Origin of the sequence: Teredinibacter franksiae, assembly GCF_014218805.1 — a bacterium.
In the GTDB taxonomy this organism is placed as follows: domain Bacteria; phylum Pseudomonadota; class Gammaproteobacteria; order Pseudomonadales; family Cellvibrionaceae; genus Teredinibacter; species Teredinibacter franksiae.
In genome coordinates, this window is record NZ_JACJUV010000001.1 from 2073262 (window position 1) to 2097340 (window position 24079).

Genomic DNA, 24079 nt, shown 5'->3' on the forward strand with positions numbered 1-24079 from the left:
TATCTCACTTTTAAGTTACGGCTATCGGGCTGGGTATAGGGTTTTGACGCCGCTATCGGTTGCCAGTAAGAGCACATCGGCTGAGCGCAGGGCGAACAAGCCATTAGTAATCACTCCGGGAATCTGATTGATGGCCGATTCCAATCCAACCGGGTCTTGTATCTGTAAACCGTGAACGTCCAAAATCTCGCCACCATTATCGGTTATGCAGCCAGCTCGATGTACAGGGTCTCCCCCCAATTTCACCAACTCGCGTGCAACCAATGACCGCGCCATGGGTATAACCTCCACCGGCAATGGAAATGCACCCAATATTTCCACCCACTTGCTTTCGTCAGCAATGCAGATAAATTCGCCAGCACAAGCGGTAACGATTTTTTCCCGCGTTAACGCTGCACCACCGCCTTTAATCAATTGCAGGCCGGCGTTACTTTCGTCGGCACCGTCTATATAGAACGCCAACTGATCAACCGCATTCAGCTCATAAACCGGAATACCCAGTTTGCGCAACCGCTCGGCAGACGCCTCAGAGCTAGCCACAGCACCATCAAATTTGGCTTTATGCTCGCCCAGCAGATCAATAAAGAAATTGGCCGTAGAACCGGTGCCAATACCCAGCAGGGTATCGTTTTCGAGTTTAGGCAGAATATAGTCTACCGCTGCCTGGGCAACGGATTTTTTCAGGTCGTCCTGGTTCATGGGAAATGGTATCGCTACAGGGGAGAAAAGAGTGGGCATTCTAGGGCCTGTGGGCGCTAATTTAAAGCTTCCTTTTGTGTCCGTTGGTTAACGGATGCCTCAGGCCAAAATCAGTTTCCAAGCAGCACTCATTGACCCAGTATAATTATGGCGCGAGCGCCGTTTGAATCCACGCTGTATTTACTGACTTCACCCCCGGCATCCTTTACCATTGCCCTCCAAAATTGCGAAAACCGCTTAAAGACCCACGCCCATGCCACAGTCCTACATAAAACGCATACTCAACGCACGCATCTACGACCTAGCGGTGGAAACGCCACTGGATGAAGCGCCCTTAATTTCCGAGCGCACTCAAAACAAGGTGTTGTTAAAGCGCGAAGATTTACAACCGATTTTCTCTTTTAAAATTCGCGGCGCCTACAACAAGCTTCTGCAGCTTTCGGACAAGCAGCGTGCTGCCGGGGTAGTGGCCGCCTCTGCTGGCAACCACGCCCAAGGCCTAGCACTTTCTGCTCAGCACCTCGGGGTACATGCCATTATTGTCATGCCCTGCACAACGCCCGCTATTAAGGTAGACGCCGTAAAACGCCGAGGCGCCAAGGTAATATTAACTGGCGACACCTATGACGAGGCTTCAGCCCACGCAAAAAAGCTCGTTGTCGAAAAAGGCATGACCTACGTCCCGCCGTTTGACGACCCCGATGTTATTGCTGGCCAGGGTACCGTGGCCATGGAGCTGTTACGTCAATACTCGGGCCCCATTGATGCCGTTTTTATTCCCGTGGGCGGTGGCGGACTCTGCGCCGGTATGGCGGCTTACATCAAATACGTTAGACCAGAAACCAAAGTTTTCGCCGTAGAGCCGAACGATGCCGCCTGCCTGAAGGCGGCAATGGATGCAAAGCGCCGAGTTACGCTGTCGCAGGTTGGGATATTTGCCGAGGGCGTTGCCGTTGCCCAAATAGGCAAAGAAACTTTTCGCGTCATAAAGGAAACCATCGACGGTGTTATTACCGCTAATGCCGACGAAATGTGCGCAGCCATTAAAGACATTTTCGAAGACACCCGCTCCATTACCGAGCCTGCAGGCGCACTTGCACTCGCAGGACTAAAAAAATACGTCAAGGAAACGGACTGTAAAGGAAAAACACTGGTGGCCATCGCCAGCGGCGCTAACACTAACTTCGATCGTTTACGCTACATTTCTGAACGTACCGAAGTGGGCGAAAAACGCGAGGCGGTTTTTGCTGTAACCATTCCAGAAGCGCCCGGTTCTTACCGAAAATTTTGTCACCTGATAGGTAAGCGCTCAATCACCGAATTTAATTACCGCTACGCCGATAATCGCGACGCCCATATTTTTGTAGGCCTGCAAATATCGCCCGATAAAAATGATCGCACTGAAATTGTAGAAACGCTGCAGGGCAAAGGTTACAAAGTTGTCGACATGACCGAAAACGAAGTCGCCAAGCTACACATTCGCCATATGGTAGGTGGCCACGCACCACAGGCACAAAACGAGATTGTTTACCGCTTTGAATTCCCGGAGCGCCCCGGAGCACTGCTTAATTTCCTAACCAAACTTGCTGGCCGCTGGAATATTTCCATGTTCCACTACCGCAACCACGGCGCCGCTTTTGGTCGTGTACTTGTTGGGCTGCAAGTGCCAAAAAAAGAGCGTAAGCAGCTTGAAAAGCTTTTGAAAGAACTAGGCTACAACTATTCAGACGAAACCAATAATGAGGCTTATCAATATTTTCTTGGCTGAAGCTGTATTTACAACCTAACACCTACAGTGGCTAACACGCGCTTCAATACCGTGGCGAGTGGTTTAATGCTCGAATGGCAAAAAATTAAAAAAGAACAAATTTTCCGTTTAGTTTTTGCACAAAAAAGCGGGCAATTGCCCGCTTTTTTGTATAATCCTATTGTTCACTGCTTGTGCATGTGTAAATTCCGAAACTACTCTTCTGCGTCCTCATCTTCCTCACTATCTTTAGTGAGTTGAGAAATCAGCTTTGAATTGTTTCTAACGAAAGCCTTGTCCGCTTCAGGAGCCTTTTTAGCTGAGTCGGCTAGTTTGAGCATAGCCTCCATTTGTTTCATTTGCTGTGCGACAACCTCTTCTGGCATTCCGCTTCCGGCCATCTGTGCTCGAAACTTCTCAACATTAGCGCCTTCCCACATAGCCGCCATTTCCGGGTGCCGCTCTACTTCGACCGCCATTTTGGCCAGAAACACACGAAATAACGTCGAGAACATATCCTCGACAGACTTGAAACCATTCTCCTTTGCAATTGACTTTACACCGCCATAGGCAGGCGTTGACGCAAGATGTGCAACGAAGGCTTTTCCGCCATCGGAAAAAGAATCTAACCCGAAATCGGCGTCCATTACATCAGGGTACTTATCCTCTAGCGTTTCGAGTTGGCTACTCGCAGCTATCAACCTTTTAACCGTTGATTCATCGAGAGCACTTCCAGCACTGGCAATACTCGACAACAGCATAAACCCAACAAGAAAAGCATTCCGGCATAATATTGAATTCATACAAACTCCTTTTAATTAACACGTTATTATCAAAAATATTAGGCAGAACATTGCCATATCAAAGCTGAATTTAATATGAATGGACGCCCAAATTCCCACTATTCACACACACCTTCAACCCACTCAAACTTGTATTCACACGATTTTTTGGCACAGTTTTGGAACACAGTGTACCCATCCACACAATAATCAGACACCCAGTGCAGTACAAAATAGCGGGATTCTGAAAAACCGTCATCGAAAACCACCCCCTTGACCTGCTCCTGTTCAATAACCCCGACCTGCTCAATACTGACCAATTGTCTTTTGTACTCAAGGAAAGCATTCGTTACGCCGCTTTCGCTCGATTTAGTATCAGCCAGAGGGGTATTTTGTGAGCAGGCCGAAAATAAAAAAACCAACATCCATAAGGACAATATTTTCATTGAGGTAACATTCCGTATCGACGGTGATTATTCCAAAAATTTAACAATGGGACTGAATATTTTTTGCCGCAGTGCTTTCGATTCATTGACTAAATGATGCCGAGCACCGGTAACAGTGACCGTGTCAAATTGCTTAAAAATTCGGGTAATACAAGGCAGGTTGTAACGCCAATCCACTACCTGGTCCAAATCGCCTTGCACAACAAGCAACGGCACTTCTAGTTTATTCGATTTATCATCACAATTTTGGCAGCGGCGCTCAAACCAAACCACCCAATCCAGCATCGCACTGATCCAACGCCGAGGAATATGATGAGCCTGCAGCTCGTCATCGTTCTCGAGAAATCGGCAAAAATCCAAGTCGCTTGAATTTTGAGTGAACCGTCTCTTGGGTGTAACACCCATTAGCTTGGCCAGCGGAAACAACCACTGAATTAGATGATACCGAACCGGGCGCATTAAGGGCGCCAACAACACAACTCGGTGAATATTGCTCTGATAAACCTGATCGAGCAAATACCATAAAACAACGGCCGCACCTGTGCTTTGTCCAATCAGCGAGATTGTACCGAATCTTGACGGCCATTGACCCAACAGAAGCACACTATCAGCGATAACATTGGCGTATTCATCAAAGCATTCAATACTCGCAGGCTCTCCTTCGCTAATACCGTGCCCCGGCAAGTCTATCGCAAACACGGTAATGCCTGCGTTCAACAGGGCTCGCACTAGCTTCAAATACAGCCCGGTGTGATCAAACAAGCCGTGGGCGATAATGGCTGTTTTCGATGCCACCCCCTCTTCCCTAGGCGGTTCCCAGCAATGGGCAACGCAACGAAAGCCGCCCAGCTTTGCTTGCCCGGCATAATACTCACAGGGGGTACACTCCAGCAGTTGTACATAGCCATACTGCTGCAAAAACTCCTGCAACTCCGGCTTACAGCCACCGATTACAAACGGTTTATCAAAATCGAGGAGGGGAAACTGCTGACGCAGGTAGAGACGGTCTGACTGATCCATAGCGAGATGCCGTAGTAACACAAGTGCTCTTTATTCTAGTCGATAATTGCGCCAGACGAAAAAGTCTCTAGCCGATATATCAGGCATAAAAAAGCCGGGCAACCCTTCGGCTGCCCGGCTTTCAACATGAATAGACGAGAATTTATTTACAAACCCTCAGGAGCAAAGTGCCCCCACCTGCAAATGCCGGTTTAAACTTATTCTGCCGCGCGGGATTCCAGCATAGCAACGGCCGGTAGTGTTTTGCCTTCTACGTATTCGAGGAAAGCGCCGCCACCCGTAGAGATGTAGGAGATTTTGTCAGAGAGACCGTACTTGTCGATGGCTGCCAAAGTATCACCACCGCCCGCCAGTGAGAAAGCATCACTGTCGGCAATGGCCTGCGCTACAATTTTGGTACCCGCCGCAAATGCATCAAATTCAAACACGCCACAGGGACCATTCCACAGAATGGTTTTGGCGTCTTTCATTATTTGTGCAACGGCAGCGGCGGTTTCGGGGCCATAATCGATAATTTCTTCGCCGGGCTTAACTTCGTTACACTTTTTGATTTCAACCGGTGAATCATCGGCCCAATCGTCAAAACCATCGGTTGTGGTTGTGCAGTCAGTGGCGTAAATAACATCGGTATCTTTACACAAACGCTGGGCTTCCGGGATCAGGTCTTTCTCGTACAGTGAGTTGCCTACTTCGTTGCCATCGGCGGCAACGAAGGTGTTAGAAATACCACCCCCAACAACCATCACGTCGCACACTTTAGAAAGGGCATCCAGCACGGTTAACTTGGTAGACACCTTTGCACCACCCACCAACGCAACCATCGGCCGAGCAGGTTTTGCCAGCGCTTTTTCAAGCGCATCCAGCTCGCCGGCCAACAGCGGGCCAGCACAGGCAACAGGGGCGAACTTAGCCGCACCGTGGGTAGAAGCCTGGGCACGGTGAGCCGTACCAAAAGCGTCCATCACAAATATATCGCACAGCGCAGCGTAAGCTTTAGACAGCGTTTCGTCGTCTTTCTTTTCGCCCGCGTTAAAACGAACATTTTCTAACAGCACAACGTCGCCATCATTCAGCTCAACACCGGCCTGCCAGTCTTTTACAACGTTTACTTCTTTACCCAGCAGTTCGGTTAAGCGTACGGCAACCGGCTTCAAAGAATATTTTTCTTCGTACTCGCCTTCGGTTGGCCGGCCAAGGTGGGACATCAACATAACTCTAGCGCCCTGCTCGACCGCTAGCTTAATGGTAGGCAGTGAAGCCTTAATACGGATATCCGAGGTAATTTCGCCGTCCTGAATGGGTACGTTCAGGTCCTGACGAATCAATACTCGCTTACCTTTTAGATCTAGGTCTTTCATGAGTTTTACTGACATGTGTTTCTCCAGTAGGTAATCAATTTATTTTTGGGCTGTGTAACCACAGCCGGAAGATTGGAAATACAAGAAGAGGCTGCTTATAAAAACAGCCGGGATCCAGGCCAGAATAGAAATGCCAGCCCGCAACCCTTTGATGTGATTAATCTTCTATAAGCTCTTTTGCCGTGTTGACAATGTTGTCTACAGTAAAGCCAAAGTGCTCGAACAAAACGCCGCCGGGCGCCGATTCACCAAAGGTGGTCATGCCCACAATTCGGCCATCGATGCCTACATACTTGTACCAGAAGTCGGCCGCTGCAGCTTCAACTGCAACGCGGGCCGATACGGCCAAGGGTAGTACAGATTCTTTGTACTCGGCGTCTTGCAGATCAAAAGTTGAGGTGCTAGGCATAGACACGGCGCGCGCTTTAACACCCTCGCTCTGCAACTGTTCAACCGCCTTCAGAGTTATACCCATTTCAGATCCAGTAGCCAGCAGAATAATATCAGGCTCACCTTCACAGTCTCTCAACACATAACCACCGCGGGCAATGTTGGCCACTTGCTTGGCATCGCGCGCAAGAGGATCGAGACCTTGGCGACTAAATACCAATGCCGTTGGGCCGTTTTTGCGCTCAACAGCTGACTTCCACGCTACCGCCGATTCTGTTGCATCCGCTGGGCGCCAGGTGTCCATATTGGGGGTAAGGCGCAGCGTACCCAGTACTTCAACCGGTTGGTGGGTTGGGCCATCTTCGCCCTGACCAATGGAATCGTGGGTATAAACAAATACGTTGCGCAGCTTCATCAACGCCGCCATACGTACGGCATTAGCCGCGTACTGCTGGAACATCAGGAAGGTTGCACCGTAGGCAATAAAACCACCATGAGCAGACAAACCGTTCATGATCGTGCTCATACCAAATTCACGCACACCGTAATAAATGTAGTTGCCGCTAGCGTCCTCAGCGGTTAAGCCTTTGGCGCCAGACCATAACGTAAGGTTAGAACCGGCCAAATCGGCGGAACCGCCCATAAATTCAGGCAGCAATGCGCCGAAAGTTTCAATCGTATTTTGCGACGCTTTTCGGCTGGCAATCTTTTCAGCTTTTTCCTGGCACTCGGCAATAAACGCATTGGCCTTGGCTTCAAAGTCTGCCGGTAAATCGTTGTTAATCACGCGACGCTCGTACTCGGCAGCCAGCTCTGGGTACGCCGTTTTATAGGCCGCAAACTTATCGTTCCAGGCCTGCTCAGCTGCATTACCTTTTTGTTTTGCATTCCAGCCCGCGTAGATATCTTCGGGAATAACAAACGGCTCGTGCTTCCAGTTAAGGAATTCTCGGGCAGCGGCGATCTCTTCAGCGCCCAGAGGGGAACCGTGACAGTTGTGGGTGCCCTGCTTGTTTGGCGAACCAAAACCAATGGTGGTTTGGGTGCAGATTAAAGTCGGCTTGCCGGTTTCGGCTTGTGCCGCTTCAATGGCCGCTTTTATGGCTTCAGAGTCGTGGCCGTCTACCTTGGAGATAACATGCCAACCGTAAGCTTCAAAACGCTTAGGCGTATCGTCGGTAAACCAGCCTTCTACTTCACCGTCGATAGAGATGCCGTTGTCGTCCCAGAAAGCCACCAGCTTATTCAAGCCTAAAGTGCCTGCCAGCGAACAGGTTTCATGGGAAACACCTTCCATCATGCAACCATCGCCGAGGAAACAGTAAGTGAAGTGATCGACAATCTCATGACCGTCGCGGTTAAACTGCGCCGCCAATGCTTTTTCCGCTATCGCCATACCGACAGCGTTAGATATACCTTGGCCGAGCGGGCCAGTGGTGGTTTCAACACCAGGGGTATAACCGTACTCGGGATGACCCGGCGTTTTAGAATGCAACTGACGGAAGTTAGCCAACTCCTCGATGGGTAAGTTATACCCACTTAAATGCAGTAGAGAATAAACCAGCATAGAGCCATGGCCGTTGGAAAGAACAAAACGGTCTCGATCGCTCCACTCAGGGTTGCTAGGGTTGTGGTCGAGGAAATCGTTCCATAAAACTTCGGCAATATCGGCCATTCCCATTGGGGCGCCGGGGTGTCCACTGTTGGCTTTCTGAACACCGTCCATGCTCAGGGCGCGTATTGCGTTGGCAAGTTCTCTGCGTGAAGGCATGTGAAAATAACTCCTGGTATCTCTTTTTGAATTGGTATCCCGGTAAATCGAAGGGTAAACGAGCTAATACCGGGAAAATGAGGAAGTTCAGTACAACTGCAAACAGTTTACAGCCCCCAAATTTTCGAGCGCGTATTCTCCCTTACATTGACGATAAGGTAAACAATTATCATATAGTCTTTTTGACTTTTAGGTACTATTTTATCCCACTTTTTGATCGATAGCAGCCATCTGCAAGGCCATTGGTAATAAGCGCCGCACAAACCTATATCAAAATATTTTGATATAGGTTTGTGCGGCTGCTAGACTGCCTCCCTATGAATACCCCAATTCCAGCCAGCGAGAGCCAACAGCTCAGCGCAAATCAGCTATCACCACTGCTTAAAGCAGCGGCGGACCCTTTGCGACTGGAGATACTGCGGCTACTGAGAACCGATTCATTTGGGGTGCTGGAGCTTTGCCACCTATTCCAAGTAAAGCAGTCCAGTATGAGCCATCACCTTAAGGTGATGGCCTGTGCCGGCCTAGTTACAACCCGGCGCGAGGGCAACTCAATTTTTTATCGCCGTAACTTCCCTTCATGCGAAAGTGCTGCCAGTCAATTACAAATGGCGCTCTACCAAACAACGGACCAGTTACAGATAGACGAAAGCCTGCACAGTAGGGTAGACGATATTCATCACCAGCGAGCAGAGGCTTCGCGTATATTTTTTACCGAGCACGCCGACCAATTTCAGGAAAAGCAGGATTTAATTGCCGGTTACAGCGTGTATGCCGGGCAGGTAGCCGACATGCTCGCCGCAAGCCCTTTAACTAAACGCAAACGGGCACTTGAAGTGGGCCCTGGCGAAGGGTTGTTTTTGGAAGTTCTGGCCAAGACCTTTTTGCACGTTACCGCTTTGGATAATTCAGAATCACTGCTAGCGACGGCCAAGCAGTTTTGTCAAACACAGCAACTGGGCAATATCGACTTTATTCACAACGATACCCGTTACTGCAGAACCACCAGCGAACCATTCGATTGCGTGGTAATTAACATGGTTTTACACCACGCCTCTTCTCCGGCGCAGATTTTTACCGATGTCGGCCTGGCCATGAAAAGCAATGGCGTACTGCTGGTATGCGAGCTATGCAACCACGATCAGGACTGGGCGCGGCAAGCCTGCGGCGACATCTGGCTCGGTTTCGACCCACAGGATCTTGGCCGCTGGGCCAACGATGCTAATTTTACTGAAGGACAAAGTATTTATTTTGCTCTTCGCAATGGTTTTCAAATTCAACTACGGCAATTTATTAAGGAGTAGGAATTAATGGCGAAGTATTCACTGTTTACTTCGGAGTCTGTCTCCGAAGGCCACCCCGACAAAATGGCAGACCAGATTTCCGACGCAGTGCTGGATGCGATTTTAACCGACGACAAGAACGCACGTGTGGCCGTGGAAACCATGGTGAAAACCGGCATGGCCATTGTCGCCGGTGAAGTACGCACCTCCACCTACGTTGACCTTGAAGACCTCATCCGAAATGTCATTACCGATATTGGTTACAACTCCAGCGAGGTGGGTTTCGACGGCGACTCCTGTGCCGTGATCAACGCCATAGGCAAACAGTCTTCCGACATTGCCATGGGTGTAGATGAAGCCACCGACAAAGACATGGGTGCAGGCGATCAGGGCTTAATGTTTGGTTACGCCACCAATGAAACCAGCGTGCTTATGCCCGCCCCCATTTACTACTCGCACCGGCTAGTAGAAAAGCAGGCCGAGCTGCGTAAAAACGGCACTCACGCCTGGGCACGCCCAGATGCAAAAAGCCAAGTTACCCTGCGTTACGAAGATGGCAAACCGATCGCAGTGGATGCTGTAGTACTTTCCACACAGCACTCACCCGACATTTCGCAATCGCACATTCGCGAAGCCGTAATGGAAGAAATCATTAAACCCGTGTTACCAACCGAATGGCTGCACGCCGACACCAAGTTCCACATTAACCCCACCGGCCAATTTATTATTGGCGGCCCTGTGGGCGACTGTGGTTTAACCGGGCGAAAAATTATCGTAGACACCTACGGAGGCATGGCCCGCCATGGTGGTGGTGCGTTCTCGGGTAAAGACCCATCCAAAGTAGACCGCTCCGCAGCTTACGCTGTTCGGTACGTGGCAAAAAACATTGTCGCCGCCGGCTTGGCAGACCGCTGTGAAATTCAGGTGAGCTACGCTATTGGTGTTGCCGAGCCTACCTCTATTTCGGTGAATACTTTTGGTACGGGCAAAATTGACGACGACAAGATTCAAGTATTAATTGCTGAGCATTTTGACCTTCGCCCACGCGGTTTAATTGAAATGCTGGATTTGTTGCGCCCAATTTATCGCCAAACAGCCGCTTATGGGCATTTTGGCCGAGAGATTGCTGATTTCACCTGGGAAGCAACGGATAAAGCAGAAGCGCTCAAAGCTGCGCTTTAGTCGGACGATGGAAATTTAAGCGGCTACTAAGCTGTGTAACGGGATGCCATAAATCTGGTGCGGAAGACCTGTTTGATTACAACTACTTGAGCTTCACCGAAGACATCTAGCCTTTACTTCAGCAGCCAGAAAAAGTTTTTACACAATTAATGAATTAATTCACATAGCGTCAGACGTCCAATATCAAACGTCCGGCATTTCTCGGAGAGAAATATGACCACCGAATTCAACGACTACAAAGTAGCCGCTAAAACTCAAGAGGAATTCTTGAAAGCAGCCGAATGGGGCCGCAAAGAAATTGACATCGCCGAAGGCGAAATGCCCGCGCTAATGGCACTACGCAAGCGCTATAAAGCCGAGCAGCCACTGGCCAACGCAAAGATCATGGGTTGTATACACATGACCATTCAAACCGCCGTGCTCATTGAAACGCTGATTGAATTAGGCGCCGATGTGCGCTGGAGTTCGTGCAACATATTCTCCACCCAGGACCACGCCGCAGCCGCCATTGCCGCCGCCGGTATTCCCGTATTCGCCTGGAAGGGTGAAACCGAGGAAGAGTTCTGGTGGTGTATCGAGCAAACAATTGTGAAGGACGGCAAGCCCTGGGAAGCCAACATGATTCTCGACGATGGCGGCGACCTAACTCAGGCGGTACACGATAAGTACCACACTATGCTCGACAACATTCACGGTATCTCCGAAGAAACTACCACGGGTGTACACAGGTTAATGGAAATGCTGGAAGAAGGCTCACTAAAAGTGCCTGCCATTAACGTAAACGACGCGGTAACCAAATCTAAAAATGACAACAAGTACGGCTGTCGACACAGCCTGAACGACGCCATTAAGCGTGGCACAGACCACTTGCTTGCGGGTAAAAAAGCACTGGTAGTTGGCTATGGTGATGTCGGTAAAGGTTCCGCGGCCTCATTGCGCCAAGAAGGCATGATTGTCAAGGTAACAGAGATCGACCCCATTTGTGCTATGCAAGCCTGTATGGACGGCTTCGAAGTTGTTGCTCCCTACATCAACGGCGTTAACACCGGTAAAACCGAAGACATAAACCTCGAAGTGTTAGGTAAAACCGATTTAATCGTAACCACCACCGGCAATACTAATGTATGCGATTCAGCCATGCTACAAACGCTGAAGAACGCTGCAGTGGTGTGCAACATCGGCCACTTCGATAACGAAATCGATACCGCTTATATGCGTGAAAACTGGGAATGGGATGAAATCAAACCCCAGGTACACAAAATTTATCGCGATAAGGCCAGCAATAACCATTTAATACTGCTCTCCGAAGGTCGTCTGGTAAACCTGGGCAATGCAACTGGCCACCCCTCGCGCATTATGGACGGCTCCTTCGCCAACCAAGTGCTTGCGCAAATATATTTGTACGAAAATAAATTTGCCGATTTCCCTTCCCACGAAAAAACACAGCAGCTTTACGTAAAAGTACTGCCGAAAAAACTGGATGAAGAAGTAGCCAAAGCCATGGTTGAAGGGTTTGGCGGAGTTATGACTCAACTCACCGAAGTACAAGCAAAATACATCAACGTTGACGTTGATGGGCCTTACAAGCCTGAGTTTTATAAGTATTAATAACCATGTGGGATTTCGCTGCACCCAGCCCATCGAACGCCAGCCTCTAGCTGGCGGGGTATAGCAACGCGAAGCCTTACAAAATGGACAAAGCCATGACAAGCGAAAAAAAAGTAAACCTAAGTTTCGAGTTTTTTCCTCCAAAAACCGACGTAGGCCAGGAAAAACTGAAAACGGTTCGAGCGGAACTGAACAAACTCAATCCAGATTTTTTCTCTGTTACCTACGGTGCCAGTGGTTCTACCCGCGACAACACTAAAGGTATTATTAAGGCCATGCGCAACGAAGGCCTTTCCGTAGCACCACACCTGTCGTTTGGTGGCGACCACGAAGAAACCCTGTACGAAATGGTCGACGAATACAAAAATTGCGGCGTTAATCGTATTGTCGCCCTGCGCGGTGATATGCCCTCAGGCATGGGCGCCGCAATGCAAATGGTATACGCCAACGAACTCGTTGCTTTTATTCGCGAAAAATTTGGTGACCACTTTCACCTGTGCGTAGCGGCTTACCCGGAAATCCATCCAGAGGCCAACAGCTATTTACAGGATATCCGCTATTTAAAAGGTAAATTTGATGCCGGAGCCAATAGCGCGATTACCCAGTATTTTTACAATCCCGACGCCTACTTTTATTTTGTAGAGCAGTGCACAAAGGAGGGTATCGACGCGCCGATTATCCCCGGCATTATGCCCATCACCAACTACCAGAACCTTGCACGCTTTTCCGATGCCTGTGGTGCGGAAATTCCACGCTGGATACGTAAACGCTTAGAAGATTTTGGAAGTAACCAGGAGAGCCTGCAGTCGTTTACAACAGACCTCGTAACCGAATTGTGCGAGACACTGCTAGAGAATGGCGCTCCAGGGCTGCATTTTTATACCATGAACCAGATTGAACCCACGCGCAATATCATCACCAACTTGGGTTTAACTGACTAGTGCGAATCCCACGTATATTCACGGCACAGAGCCTTGCACTTTCTTCCGAACTGGAACTGGAAGAGAGTGCTTCTCACCACCTGCTTAAAGTCTTGCGCATGCAACCGGGCCGCGAACTTACGCTATTCAATAATAGCGGTAGTGAATACTCCGCCGTTATTACCGCCGTCAGCAAGAAAACCGCTACGGTTGCTATAAACCAACAAAGCGATATTGATCGCGAGTCGCCACTGGAAACAGAGCTGGCTATTGGTATTTCCCGTGGCGACCGTTTCGACTGGGTTCTACAAAAAGTAACAGAATTGGGGATTACCCGTATTGTGCCGCTATTTACAGAGCGCACAGAAGTAAAACTGAATGCTGAGCGGTTAGAAAAACGTCTTGGCCAGTGGCAAAAAATTACCATTGCTGCCTGCGAACAGTGCCAGCGCAATACACTTCCCATACTCGCCACACCGCAGCCGTTGGACGAATACCTAACAGCCTGCACTAGCGAATACCGCTTCGTATTACACCACCGTGCAGAAGCGTCACTTAACGCACTGCAACAACCTCAATCAGTGGCGCTGCTCATAGGCCCTGAAGGCGGCCTAAGCGACAACGAAATCACTCACGCAGAACAACAAGGGTTCAAGTCCCTAGCACTTGGGCCGAGGGTATTCCGCACCGAAACCGCCCCCATTGCGGCTCTATCCATTGTACAGTCCCTTTGGGGCGACCTACTCTCCCCCGCCTGATCTATCGCAAAAACCTACAGCCTTTTACAACACCCACACGTTTGTGTTGTCATACTGCTGCATGCATTTATCGTTACAGGGATGAGTTATGAAACCAACGCATATTATTCGAACGATGCTCGCGTTTGCCGTGCTAGGCCTCACAGCCTGCGGTGGTGGCAGTAGCGGCGGCGGTAGCCTTTTACCTAGCGACTCACGCAATGCCCTCAGCTCCAGCAGCAGTACTAGTAGTTCCAGTAGTAGTAGTTCCAACAGTTTTATCAGTAGCACTAGCCGATCCAGCAGCAGCTCCAGTAGCACTAGCAGTTCCAGCAGCGCTAATGAAGACTCCCTCGAGGACGTGCGGGCTTGGCAGCCCAGCGCCCCACATGCCAGCGCACTCTACGACTGCGCTCTAGCCGACACCACCTCCGAGCTCTGTACCCTAGAAGAACTGCCATTACTCGGCATGCAAACCGAAACGCCCTCCGTAGCCGACATTATGGGCCGGGTACTGGTGTCTCACGACTGGATGGCGGAGCGCTTTGAAGAAGTACTGCTTGCCTACCCGGAAGAAATCTTGCCCCTGTTTCGCGGACTGACGGCGATTGTCATTGACGATGATATTCGCCCCGCATTTTATAGTAGCAACACCGGCGCCATATACCTGGACCCGTTCTATCTGTGGACCAACAACGCCGAAAAAACCACGATCAACCCCAAAGAAGACTATCGCGCCGGCTTTTCCGACCCGCTGGCTTTTCGAGATTGGGGTCGTTACCTGCAGAACGGCGACTACGCCTTTTCCTACGGCAGTCTCGACAATACCCAGGCACGACCCCTCGTCGATGTAGTGCTCATCAGTGCTCGCTTACTGCTCCACGAACTCGCCCATGTAAATGATTTTTTACCCTACGGCAGCTACTCCAGCCTTACCACAACCAGCACCGTACCCCAGGCCATCGACAGCCTAGCCAACGGTCGAGTTTCAGACCAGCTCAGCCAGTATAGTGCGCTCACATCCTCCGTACTTAGCGGACTGGGGCAGGTGATGTATCGGGGCGAAACACCCTCCGTTGCGCAAACACAATTAACCGCGGCAGAAGTGGGCGCCGAATTTGAAGCCGATGCCGCCGCCGACAGCTACGCCTACAGTTCTCAGTTTGAAGACCTGGCCATGCTCTTTGAAATAGCCATTATGAAACGCTTTTGGGGTTTGGATTATCAGGTAGCCTTTGTCGAACCCATCGGCGACGCCATCTATTGTGACGAGTATCTTATTGGCTGGGCCGGGCTTAACTGGCTTGGCGACACCGACGTAAAAGACAGAGCCATGTTTGTGACCAATGCGCTACTGCCAGACGTGGACTTAACGATGTTCTACCAGGATCTAGCCGCACCCACGCTGTCCACTACCGGGGACTGGTGCCTGCCAGCGCCCAGCGCTGCGATGCTTGCCAAACCCACAGCACCACAGCCGGTTAATCCGTTGCACTTCCAATTGCACCCACATTAATTACCCTAAACCCAGCACACCTACTAGGTGCACTGCTCTCCGGGGTATAACATTACCCCGGACACTATGACGCCTAGACGCAACAACTAACCAAAATAATTGCGGCCTGTTTTGCCACATTACCGATTGATAAGCTGGACTTCGCTCGAGCCGAGCATAAGAGCATAACGTCTAATCTCCCGCGTTTGGGATGAGGATATTCCGTGCCAAAACAGCCCTCATCACCGCCATCTCGGTCGCGTAATCATTTTACAGGCCTACTCTTCCCAACCTGACCTATCACAAAAACCTACAGCCTTTTACATCAAACCCACGTTTGTGTTGTCATAATGCTTTATGTATTTTTATCTATAAATGGGTCGGTTATGAAACCAACGCACATTATTCAAATGATACTCGCACATGCCGTTCTAGGTCTTACTGCCTGTGGTGGCAGTAGCGGCAACACTGACGAAGACTCCCTAGAGGACGTGCGGGCATGGAAGCCCAACGCCGCGCATGCCAGCGCACTCTACAACTGCGTCCTAGCCGACACCACCTCCGAGCTCTGTACCCTAGAAGAACTGCCATTACTGGGCATGCAAACCGAAACGCCCTCCGTAGCCGACATTATGGGCCGGGTACTGGTGTCTCACGACTGGATGGCGGAGCGCTTTGAAGAGGTACTGCTTGCCTACCCGGAAGAAATCTTGCCCCTGTTTCGCGGACTGACGGCGATTGTCATTGACGATGATATTCGCCCAGCGTTTTACAGTAGCCATACCGGCGCCATATACCTAGACCCGTTCTACCTGTGGACCAACAACGCCGAAAAAACCACGATCAACCCCAAAGAAGACTATCGCGCTGGCTTCTCCGACCCACTGGCCTTTCGGGCTTGGGGGCGTTATCTGCATAACGGTGACTACGCCTTTTCCTACGGCAGTCTCGATAATACAGACCCCCGGCCCATCGCCGATGTAGTGCTCATCAGCGCTCGCTTACTGCTCCACGAGCTCGCCCATGTAAATGATTTTTTACCCTACGACAACTACTCCAGCCTAACCACAACCGGCACCGTACCCCAAGCCATCGACAGCCTAACCAACGGTCGAGTTTCAGACCAGCTCAGTCACTATAGTGCGCTCACATCCAGCCTACTTGAAGACCTGGGGCAAGTGATGTATCAGGGCGAAACGCCCTCCACTGCGCAAACACAATTAACTGCCGCAGAGGTGGGCGCCGAATTTGAAGCCGATGCCGCCGCCGACAGCTACGCCTACAGCTCTCAATTTGAAGACCTGGCCATGCTCTTTGAAATAGCGATTATGAAACGCTTTTGGGGTTTGGATTATCAAGTAGCCTTTGTCGAACCCATAGACGATGCGACCTATTGTAACGAGTATCTTATTGGCTGGGCCGGGCTTAACTGGCTTGGCGACACCGATGTAAAAGACAGAGCTATGTTTGTGACCAATGCGCTATTACCAGACGTGGACTTAACCATGTTCTACCAAGATCTGGACACACCCGCTCTGTCCAGTACCGGTGACTGGTGCCTGCAAGCACCCAGCGCTGCGGTGCTTGCCAAGCCCACAGCACCGCAGCCGGTTAACCCATTGCACTTCCAACTGCACCCGCATTAATTACCCTAAACCCAGCCACATAAAAAAGCCGGCTTATATTCGCCGGCTTTTTTATGTGGCTGGGCAAAGCACTATGGTGCAAATACATTCAAGCCATATTCCTGCTTAAACATCTCTACAATGCCGCTTACCTGCTCTCTTGGCGGTGGTTCTAAATCGCCCAGCGGGTACTCAAAACCCATTTCCTCCCACTTGTCCTTACCCATACGGTGATAAGGTAAAATTTCGACTTTCTGAATATTTTTCATAGGCGCCAAAAACTGCGCCAGTGCACGCAGGTCTTCTTCTTCATCCGTGTAACCCGGCACGAGTACGTGTCGAATCCAAGCGGGATGACCAATATCAGAAAGATAACGAGCAAAATTCCGTGGCTTATCGTTACTTACCCCCACCAATTCTTCATGCTTACGTCGGTCGATGTGTTTAAGGTCTAGCAACACCAGGTCCGTATACTTCAACAGCTCATCCAACTTCTCACCATAGAGATGATTAGACACATAACCGTTGGTATCCAAGCAGGTGTGAAAACCGAGCTTTTTCAGCTTTTTAAACAGCATCGTCACAAACTCTGCCTGTAATACAGCCTCGCCACCAGAGACGGTTACACCGCCGTTGGAAGCATTTAGAAAAGGGCGGAAAGGCAGCACTTTTTCTACCACTTCAGCAACGGAATACAAGCTACCCGCATGCAGATCCCAGCTGTCGCGATTATGACAATACTTACAGCGAAACTGGCAGCCCTGCATAAATACCACCACCCGAAGGCCCGGGCCGTCAAGTGCGCTGCTATTTTCAAACGAATGAATTCGACCGAGCATATGCTCCTGGTCGATGTCGATAATATTGATATCCTGAAAACGATTCATGTTGGGAATAACTACTTGGGGGCTACATCTATTTGAAGGTTACGAATGAGAAGCACCTTATCCACAACTATAACCCTAATACATTACAACCCACCGTGATCGGGTATGGGCACTAGATCCGGTGGCACAAACTGTTTGCGCGCTTGCTCAGCGTTTATTAGCGCCTGGCTATAGTGCGTGAACATGACGTTTTTATCCAATAATAATTGGTTCTGGGAAAGAAACTCTTCTGATGAATTTGCGTTTTCTGTTAACCACATGAAGTGTTTAACCGCCTGGATCCAAGCAAAAGTAAGGGTGTCATGATACTTAACTGAACCTACCCCATTACGCTGTAGCATACGCAAAAGGCCAGCTCTAATACGCCGGTAGGCCAGATCAACATCATTCAGGACCAATGTAATATACGCAAGACGCAGATGCTCACGATGATGAAAAGCATCAACCTCCAGCGTGCTGTTTTCAAAAGCCGATAAAAAGCTCTTGTCGAGATCGGAAATACAAAGCGGCATAGGACATCCTCCCTTGCGGTATTGTACGAACTATCGATGGTTAGCATCTTTAGCTAAATCAAAGGCGAGCATCAGTAACCAAAATGGCTGGACTGATTACTGTTTTTCACACACAAAAAAAAGGCCATATACACAGTAGATAGCCTTTTTTGATGCTTATGGAACCTATACGCTAAGCGCCTTGAAATTACCGGCCAATATAATTCATCAACCAATCCATTGCGGGCCGGTGCTGGCCATTGCTTTGAATCAAGCCCGTTCCATCACGCCAAGTTGAGCCAACCACATAACCCCATAGCGTAATACCTCTTACCGAGGGATGATTGTAGAACACGGGGAATTGCTCCTGCATCACCTGCAACTGCTCCTGATCATTGGTTCGCTCAATATCGTATTCCGAGATATAAAGGGGTAAACCAAGATTAGCGATTTTCTGCAAATTGCTTTCTAGTTCCGACAGCGATTGCCCTGCAAGGCCATGAGCCTGTAAACCAATAGCATCTACAACGCCAGCGTTAATAGCCGGTTGCGCCATTTGAATGAACTCGTCGGTGTTCCAACGCAACACATTGTAGTCGTTAAGAATCAATACCGAATTAGGGCAGTATTGTCGAGCAAGCTGAAACGATTTGGTTATCCAATCGTTACCCCAAGCATCCTGCGCGAAATTCGCAGGGGCATGACCGGGTGTTGCTTCGTTCACCACATCAATCATTTCCGTATCGGGGTAGCGCTCACAGTAATCGCGAATCCACTCTTCAATCTCTTCGCCTTTTTCAGTTGCACTAAGGGAGTCGATCCAACTTGGGTATTGGCTTCCCCAGACGAATGTATGCTGCTTGTAGGGTATGCCATTTTGCTTTGCATAATTGTAAGCGTCGTCTATACCACTCCAATTATATTGGTCGCGAGAACTTTCTACTTGCCCCCATTTGCCGCTATTCTCCAGCGTAATCTGATCCCAATATTGGCCAAAGTCGGAGCGAATACTGCCGTTCGTTGTAATGTTACCCACGAAAAAATTCGGGAAACCGGGGTTACCGGTTGAGGAACTGCTCGAACTGGAAGATGAACTCCCATCGAACGGATTTCCAAAACCAATAGAACCACTACAGTGCAGCATTTCTGAATAGGAACCTCCACCACAGGAGCCAGAATAAACACCGGTATTATCCTGTTGATCTTCCGCTTGATAAATAACACCGTTTACCACCACGTAGTCCACCTGCACATCGCGGTCGCCTCCATCGTTGGTAAACGCCACGCGTAATTCGCCGGTCGCGCTGGTTACTAGGCTGTAATCCATCATGCTGCTGCTCAGCGTCCAAGTTTGAACTGTGCTGCCGCCAATTTCCAAGCTCACGCTTTCATCACCGACTACACCGCTCATACGCACAACAATACTGTTATCGCCGGTGGATGATGAACTGGAGGAGGAGGAGGAGCTTGAACTGGATGTCGAAACGGACGAAGAACTGGAATTACTTGAACTTGAGATAGCGCCGCAGGTACCGAGGTTGGTCCAAGTCGCATCACTGCCGGGAACACTGCTGGTGTACCAGTTAGCTTGATAAAGCACGCTTTGATAGACCATGTAATCACCACCTTCAGCATGATTGTAATCACCCCCGGCCCAGTCTTTCGCTGTCCAATTAGGGTACACATTCACGCCGTCACAACTACCAGCCGCTTGACTCGAACTGCTGCTAGAGGAACTGGAGGACGAACTACTCGAAGAGCTACTCGAACTACTACTGGAACTACTACTGGAAGAAGAGGAAGAGGAACTGCTGCTGGAGCTACTACTGGAGCCCGATTGCGGCACAATATCGCCAAAACCAATAGAGCCTGCGCAATGGAGCATTTCCGAGTAGGAGCCGCCGCCACAGGAACCCGAGTAGACCCCGGTATTATCCTGCTGATCTTCGGCCTGGTAGGTCGCGCCATTCACAATGACATAATCTACCTGTACATCACGGTCGCCACCATCGTTGGTGAAGGCCACACGAAGCTCGCCTGAACCGCTAACGTCAACAGAGTAGTCCTGCATGTAAGTACTCAACGTCCAAGTCTGAACGCTTGCGCCGCCCACCTCTAGGCTGACGCTTTCGTCGCCAACCACGCCGCTCATGCGTACAGTAATCGAATGACTACCGCTCTGGCTGGATGATGACGAAGAACTGGAACCGGAATTTGAAGTATCGACCAACTCCAGCATTTTGTTGCCGTAGCGGCGGCCAATTGCACGGTAGCCCTGCGCATTAAAATGATATTCATCTCGGGATCCCAGGCCATCGGCCGACACCCAATGGCCATTGCTCACCGCCGAAGAAATTTGATGCACATAGGTGTTGTGACTTGTACAGCAGGCACCGGGCACCATTTCACCGGCAATAAAAGGCACGTCACTGGCATTTAAACCAAGATCATTGCGCAGGTTAGTGACCACCTGATTTACTTTGCCCGGCCAACTGGCATCGCCAGTATCACTTTCGCCCTGATGAAAAATAATGCCCTTAATTACACCGTCTAGCTCGGCTTGCTGAGCCAAATCCAGCATCCAGGCATAACCTCCCTGACCAAGCGGAACCGAACCATTTGCACCGCTCGGCTGACAGCTACCTCTCGCAGCACAATCCTTCATAAAAAAATCAATGCTCTGCCCCTGATAAGCCGCACCAACAAGGCCAACCCGAACATTAGAGCCACTATTTTCTAGCATCGTACGACCAAAATAATCACCCGGACCCAGGCCACCGTTATTCCAACTGTGAGCCGTACTGTAACAACGTATTAAAGGCGGGGTTGCCTCGCGCCACTGACCATAACTAGCGCCATTAACACTACAGTTATCGTCAGCCTGCATAGCCAGCAAACCGCTTGGTACCTGCTGATCCTGGGACGTGATTTCACCCTGCCCTTCCATATTGGATTGGCCAAACATCAGGTAAATATGAAAATCAGGGTCTGGCGCGGCTGTGACAGAAGCCGCCGACAAGGTAAATGCCAGCGAACTCAGCAACCGGGCTGCGCTCCGGAAACACCTTTTGTTTAATTGTGCTCTCATAAAATTTGTTCTCGCATAGTGTAATGAACGGGTTAAATTTCCCATCGCACGAAATCAACGTTATGAATCGAACGCGATAACTTCGTTAGCAATAAAGGCTTCTAGCCATACAACTGGCGACGATATCCATATGTCCATTGCTGAAAAAACCACGAGCACACGGCGGCCTACGAACGACAACGACTAACCAGCCTATACGAGCGTTAAATCAAATTAGGTTTGGATGACTTACCGAAAGCAAACAGAAAAGCGCTAACCGGCATACAGACGCTACATTGGCGCCTTAGCTTTATTATTGTCTGTATGACTATAAGCTTAAAATGTAGCGACGAAAATTAGACCAAAGTCTAAACAGGCGAGTTTTTTGGCTGGAACCGGTTACAGACATGAACTTTGGCGCCAAAAAAATCATTCAGCACCTGCACCCTGTTGAATAAAACCGTTAGTCCGTAAATAACAGCTCAAAACTGAGCGTCAAAGAACGTTCAGGCTTATGTCTGCTTTCCTCTGCGTAGAAAATTTCTGGTGTAAGAAACACATAAACCCAATTGCGCTTCAAGCGGTAGCCAAGGCTGAAGTTAATAAAGAAATCATCCAACATTGTGCCTCCATCACTCTCCCCGAGCAGACCAAACTTATATGTAACATTCCAAGAATCACGGAATCGATGGTCAAGCCGCCAAACATTGGCATATTCATAGGGGTCATCACTATCTTCGGCTCGAAACTGGGTAACAACATCGAAAAGGTATTTATCTGCAATCGGCCGCGCAAATTTTAGGTGGCTAGTTTCCCCCCAACCAATACCATCCTGATACCAAAAATCCTGGCGAACCTGAGACATCCACCTATTGGGCAACTGCCAACTTTTTCGCAGACGATAGCGCACCAACAAATCAATGCCGTCATTTAATTTGCCGCCCAAGCTCACCGAGTGCCGCCAACGTGCGAGCTGTTCTTTTGTCGAAAACTCAATGCCGGCCACAGCATCTTGCCGTGTAATCCTTTCACCCGTTGATACCGGCCGATTAGCATTCGCCAAAGTATCACTTTCATCGGGATCGGTTTCGAGAAACAGTTGAAACCGATCTTTTGTACCGGGCAAATCGAGCTTACTGCGGATACTGATATCGTGAGCGGCTTCACTACCCTCAAAATTGGTTGCACTCACCAGCACACTCAGCGCGCTATTATTGTAATTGCGATCCCTTGGTTTACGTGCAATAAAAATGTCCAACTTTTCGGCTAACGAAACGTAGGAATCACCAATATAGTCACGGCTTTTGTCGAGCACGTCTGGTTTAACGTTTTGTTCTTCAATCGTATCTACAACGTCACCGCTAGTTTTAGCGCTGGATTCATGGGTAGCCTGCGCCCAGCTAAAAGTAGTCGCAATGGCTAGTGTTGTGTACATCAATGTCTGTATTAATTGTTTGTATCGCATGAAGTATAAACTTGCCAAATCACCCTTATGAAACGCAACAGTATTCGTTACTATAACAACAGTACTGCACCATTTTTTCACTTTTCAAGCATTTCAGCCCCCACCCACAGGAGAAGGATCCATGACTAAATTTCGACTTCTGATCAGCACTCTCTGCCTTACGCTGGTAAGCACACAGGCCTTTGCCAAAGAAAGAATTGTTGTTTTTCCCGCCTCTACTGACTTCCCTGCTGCAACATCTGAACTGAACATTGTAAACCAAACGCTGCTCGCCCAATTGAATACCAAGGATTACAAGGCCCTGCCAGTAACCTTTACCGACCCACGATCAATAGAGCTTATTGACTACCTAGTAGACAATACAGCCAGTGAATCGGACAAAGCTGACGTACGCAGAGAGTTTGTCGCCCAGCTAAAGGAGCAAGTTAACTTCACGTTCGCCATATTCACCTCTGTTATCAATCGACCGGCAAAATTTAAACGAGGAAAAATCATCTGGGATGATACGCGCAAACACCTAGTTTTATCCGGCAGCTTAAAAACCCAATATCGCGGCGATATTACCGAGCAGCTTAATCAAGAGTCTATGACAGGAAAAGGCATGAAGGACGCAGACTATAATGCCCTTTCACTGAAATTAGATGTTTATGATTCTGAAGGAACGCTGATTGAAGTAAAAAAAATAGGTATTGCCGTACCCTACACTTTCGACACCAATAGAAAACAATTTAGAACAAAAAAGACATTATTTTTTGAAGAAAGAGACCTGGAATTCCTGCAGAAAAACATTGCCAAAATACTGGAAAAACTTTAGTGCACCTATAACTATTAGGCATATCCGTAAATTGGCATCTGGTTTTTGCAAAATAAATCGGCAAAAATTTCCTTCTACAGACTAAAGCCAATTCGCTTTGAGGGCATCGCGCCGGCGCATACGGTTTTGATTTTTACTCGATAAAAAGGCATCCAAAACTATTCGTGCACATGCGTTCTTTTCTGTGTGTGTGTGCAATACTGGGAGACGCCACTCCTGCCATGACGTGCATGGACGCACTAATGCAGCGGTTGCATAGATGCAATGGAGCTGCCCATGCGCCCGCGGCATA

The 24079-nt window shown here is 49.3% G+C and carries 19 protein-coding genes; 9 read left to right on the top strand and 10 right to left on the bottom strand.

Annotation, left to right across the window (positions count from 1 at the left end; genetic code table 11):
• Window positions 1-21: 21 nt before the first annotated feature.
• Window positions 22-699 (bottom strand): ribose-5-phosphate isomerase RpiA, encoded by a 678-nt coding sequence (gene rpiA, locus H5336_RS08540; RefSeq protein ID WP_185233286.1) that lies wholly within the window; start codon window positions 697-699, stop codon window positions 22-24.
• Between the two features lie 253 nt (window positions 700-952).
• On the opposite strand from rpiA, the gene ilvA reads away from it, so the two are divergent.
• Window positions 953-2467, top strand: a complete 1515-nt coding sequence (gene ilvA, locus H5336_RS08545; protein WP_185233288.1) for a threonine ammonia-lyase, biosynthetic — start codon at window positions 953-955, stop codon at window positions 2465-2467.
• A gap of 194 nt (window positions 2468-2661) precedes the next feature.
• On the opposite strand, the gene H5336_RS08550 is transcribed toward ilvA, so the two are convergent.
• The 5 genes from H5336_RS08550 to tkt all read right to left on the bottom strand — a co-directional run bounded on the left by H5336_RS08550 (window position 2662) and on the right by tkt (window position 8213).
• Window positions 2662-3249, bottom strand: a complete 588-nt coding sequence (locus H5336_RS08550) for a hypothetical protein (RefSeq protein WP_185233290.1) — start codon at window positions 3247-3249, stop codon at window positions 2662-2664.
• Between the two features lie 98 nt (window positions 3250-3347).
• Entirely contained in the window at window positions 3348-3674 is a 327-nt protein-coding gene (locus tag H5336_RS08555) for a hypothetical protein (RefSeq protein WP_185233292.1), read from the bottom strand.
• 27 nt (window positions 3675-3701) lie between these two features.
• Window positions 3702-4694 carry an alpha/beta hydrolase gene (locus tag H5336_RS08560; RefSeq protein ID WP_185233294.1) on the bottom strand — a complete coding sequence of 331 codons (993 nt, stop codon included), beginning with the start codon at window positions 4692-4694 and terminating at the stop codon, window positions 3702-3704.
• Between the two features lie 197 nt (window positions 4695-4891).
• On the bottom strand, window positions 4892-6067 hold the full coding sequence (locus H5336_RS08565) for a phosphoglycerate kinase (protein ID WP_185233296.1): 1176 nt from the start codon (window positions 6065-6067) through the stop codon (window positions 4892-4894).
• A gap of 142 nt (window positions 6068-6209) precedes the next feature.
• A complete protein-coding gene (gene tkt, locus H5336_RS08570) occupies window positions 6210-8213 on the bottom strand; it encodes a transketolase (protein ID WP_185233298.1) in 2004 nt (667 codons plus the stop codon).
• Between the two features lie 317 nt (window positions 8214-8530).
• On the opposite strand from tkt, the gene H5336_RS08575 reads away from it, so the two are divergent.
• From H5336_RS08575 to H5336_RS08605, 7 genes are all read left to right on the top strand, one after another.
• Window positions 8531-9517: a metalloregulator ArsR/SmtB family transcription factor gene (locus H5336_RS08575; RefSeq protein ID WP_185233299.1), complete on the top strand. Its 987-nt coding sequence runs from the start codon at window positions 8531-8533 to the stop codon at window positions 9515-9517.
• A gap of 6 nt (window positions 9518-9523) precedes the next feature.
• Window positions 9524-10678 carry a methionine adenosyltransferase gene (gene metK, locus H5336_RS08580; RefSeq protein WP_185233300.1) on the top strand — a complete coding sequence of 385 codons (1155 nt, stop codon included), beginning with the start codon at window positions 9524-9526 and terminating at the stop codon, window positions 10676-10678.
• Window positions 10679-10891: 213 nt separating this feature from the next.
• Complete coding sequence (ahcY, locus tag H5336_RS08585) at window positions 10892-12286, top strand: adenosylhomocysteinase (RefSeq protein ID WP_185233301.1); 1395 nt, start codon at window positions 10892-10894, stop codon at window positions 12284-12286.
• Between the two features lie 95 nt (window positions 12287-12381).
• The gene (gene metF, locus H5336_RS08590) at window positions 12382-13227 is read left to right on the top strand and encodes a methylenetetrahydrofolate reductase [NAD(P)H] (RefSeq protein ID WP_185233302.1); all 846 of its coding nucleotides are present in this window, start codon (window positions 12382-12384) and stop codon (window positions 13225-13227) included.
• Window positions 13227-13964, top strand: coding sequence for a 16S rRNA (uracil(1498)-N(3))-methyltransferase (locus H5336_RS08595; RefSeq protein ID WP_185233303.1), 738 nt, complete (start codon window positions 13227-13229; stop codon window positions 13962-13964). The genes metF and H5336_RS08595 overlap by 1 nt, the downstream gene beginning before the upstream one ends.
• 88 nt (window positions 13965-14052) lie before the next feature.
• Window positions 14053-15459, top strand: coding sequence for a hypothetical protein (locus tag H5336_RS08600; protein ID WP_185233304.1), 1407 nt, complete (start codon window positions 14053-14055; stop codon window positions 15457-15459).
• A 365-nt stretch (window positions 15460-15824) separates the two neighbouring features.
• Window positions 15825-17084 carry a hypothetical protein gene (locus H5336_RS08605; RefSeq protein ID WP_185233306.1) on the top strand — a complete coding sequence of 420 codons (1260 nt, stop codon included), beginning with the start codon at window positions 15825-15827 and terminating at the stop codon, window positions 17082-17084.
• A gap of 71 nt (window positions 17085-17155) precedes the next feature.
• Here the strand turns inward: H5336_RS08605 and pflA are convergent, their stop codons facing one another.
• From pflA to H5336_RS08625, 4 genes are all read right to left on the bottom strand, one after another.
• Window positions 17156-17950 carry a pyruvate formate-lyase-activating protein gene (pflA, locus tag H5336_RS08610; protein ID WP_221628010.1) on the bottom strand — a complete coding sequence of 265 codons (795 nt, stop codon included), beginning with the start codon at window positions 17948-17950 and terminating at the stop codon, window positions 17156-17158.
• 83 nt (window positions 17951-18033) lie between these two features.
• The gene (locus tag H5336_RS08615) at window positions 18034-18462 is read right to left on the bottom strand and encodes a hypothetical protein (protein WP_185233308.1); all 429 of its coding nucleotides are present in this window, start codon (window positions 18460-18462) and stop codon (window positions 18034-18036) included.
• 187 nt (window positions 18463-18649) lie between these two features.
• Window positions 18650-21574 (bottom strand): endo-1,4-beta-xylanase, encoded by a 2925-nt coding sequence (locus tag H5336_RS08620; protein WP_376766528.1) that lies wholly within the window; start codon window positions 21572-21574, stop codon window positions 18650-18652.
• A gap of 397 nt (window positions 21575-21971) precedes the next feature.
• Entirely contained in the window at window positions 21972-22973 is a 1002-nt protein-coding gene (locus tag H5336_RS08625; RefSeq protein WP_185233312.1) for a hypothetical protein, read from the bottom strand.
• A gap of 121 nt (window positions 22974-23094) precedes the next feature.
• On the opposite strand from H5336_RS08625, the gene H5336_RS08630 reads away from it, so the two are divergent.
• Complete coding sequence (locus H5336_RS08630) at window positions 23095-23787, top strand: hypothetical protein (protein WP_185233314.1); 693 nt, start codon at window positions 23095-23097, stop codon at window positions 23785-23787.
• Window positions 23788-24079: the final 292 nt, after the last annotated feature.

Coding starts and splice junctions, on each gene's coding strand:
- rpiA (WP_185233286.1), bottom strand. CDS start 699: ATGAACCAGGACGACCTGAAAAAATCCGTTGCCCAGGCAGCGGTAGAC.
- ilvA (WP_185233288.1), top strand. CDS start 953: ATGCCACAGTCCTACATAAAACGCATACTCAACGCACGCATCTACGAC.
- H5336_RS08550 (WP_185233290.1), bottom strand. CDS start 3,249: ATGAATTCAATATTATGCCGGAATGCTTTTCTTGTTGGGTTTATGCTG.
- H5336_RS08555 (WP_185233292.1), bottom strand. CDS start 3,674: ATGAAAATATTGTCCTTATGGATGTTGGTTTTTTTATTTTCGGCCTGC.
- H5336_RS08560 (WP_185233294.1), bottom strand. CDS start 4,694: ATGGATCAGTCAGACCGTCTCTACCTGCGTCAGCAGTTTCCCCTCCTC.
- H5336_RS08565 (WP_185233296.1), bottom strand. CDS start 6,067: ATGTCAGTAAAACTCATGAAAGACCTAGATCTAAAAGGTAAGCGAGTA.
- tkt (WP_185233298.1), bottom strand. CDS start 8,213: ATGCCTTCACGCAGAGAACTTGCCAACGCAATACGCGCCCTGAGCATG.
- H5336_RS08575 (WP_185233299.1), top strand. CDS start 8,531: ATGAATACCCCAATTCCAGCCAGCGAGAGCCAACAGCTCAGCGCAAAT.
- metK (WP_185233300.1), top strand. CDS start 9,524: ATGGCGAAGTATTCACTGTTTACTTCGGAGTCTGTCTCCGAAGGCCAC.
- ahcY (WP_185233301.1), top strand. CDS start 10,892: ATGACCACCGAATTCAACGACTACAAAGTAGCCGCTAAAACTCAAGAG.
- metF (WP_185233302.1), top strand. CDS start 12,382: ATGACAAGCGAAAAAAAAGTAAACCTAAGTTTCGAGTTTTTTCCTCCA.
- H5336_RS08600 (WP_185233304.1), top strand. CDS start 14,053: ATGAAACCAACGCATATTATTCGAACGATGCTCGCGTTTGCCGTGCTA.
- H5336_RS08605 (WP_185233306.1), top strand. CDS start 15,825: ATGAAACCAACGCACATTATTCAAATGATACTCGCACATGCCGTTCTA.
- pflA (WP_221628010.1), bottom strand. CDS start 17,950: ATGAATCGTTTTCAGGATATCAATATTATCGACATCGACCAGGAGCAT.
- H5336_RS08615 (WP_185233308.1), bottom strand. CDS start 18,462: ATGCCGCTTTGTATTTCCGATCTCGACAAGAGCTTTTTATCGGCTTTT.
- H5336_RS08620 (WP_376766528.1), bottom strand. CDS start 21,574: ATGGGAAATTTAACCCGTTCATTACACTATGCGAGAACAAATTTTATG.
- H5336_RS08625 (WP_185233312.1), bottom strand. CDS start 22,973: ATGCGATACAAACAATTAATACAGACATTGATGTACACAACACTAGCC.
- H5336_RS08630 (WP_185233314.1), top strand. CDS start 23,095: ATGACTAAATTTCGACTTCTGATCAGCACTCTCTGCCTTACGCTGGTA.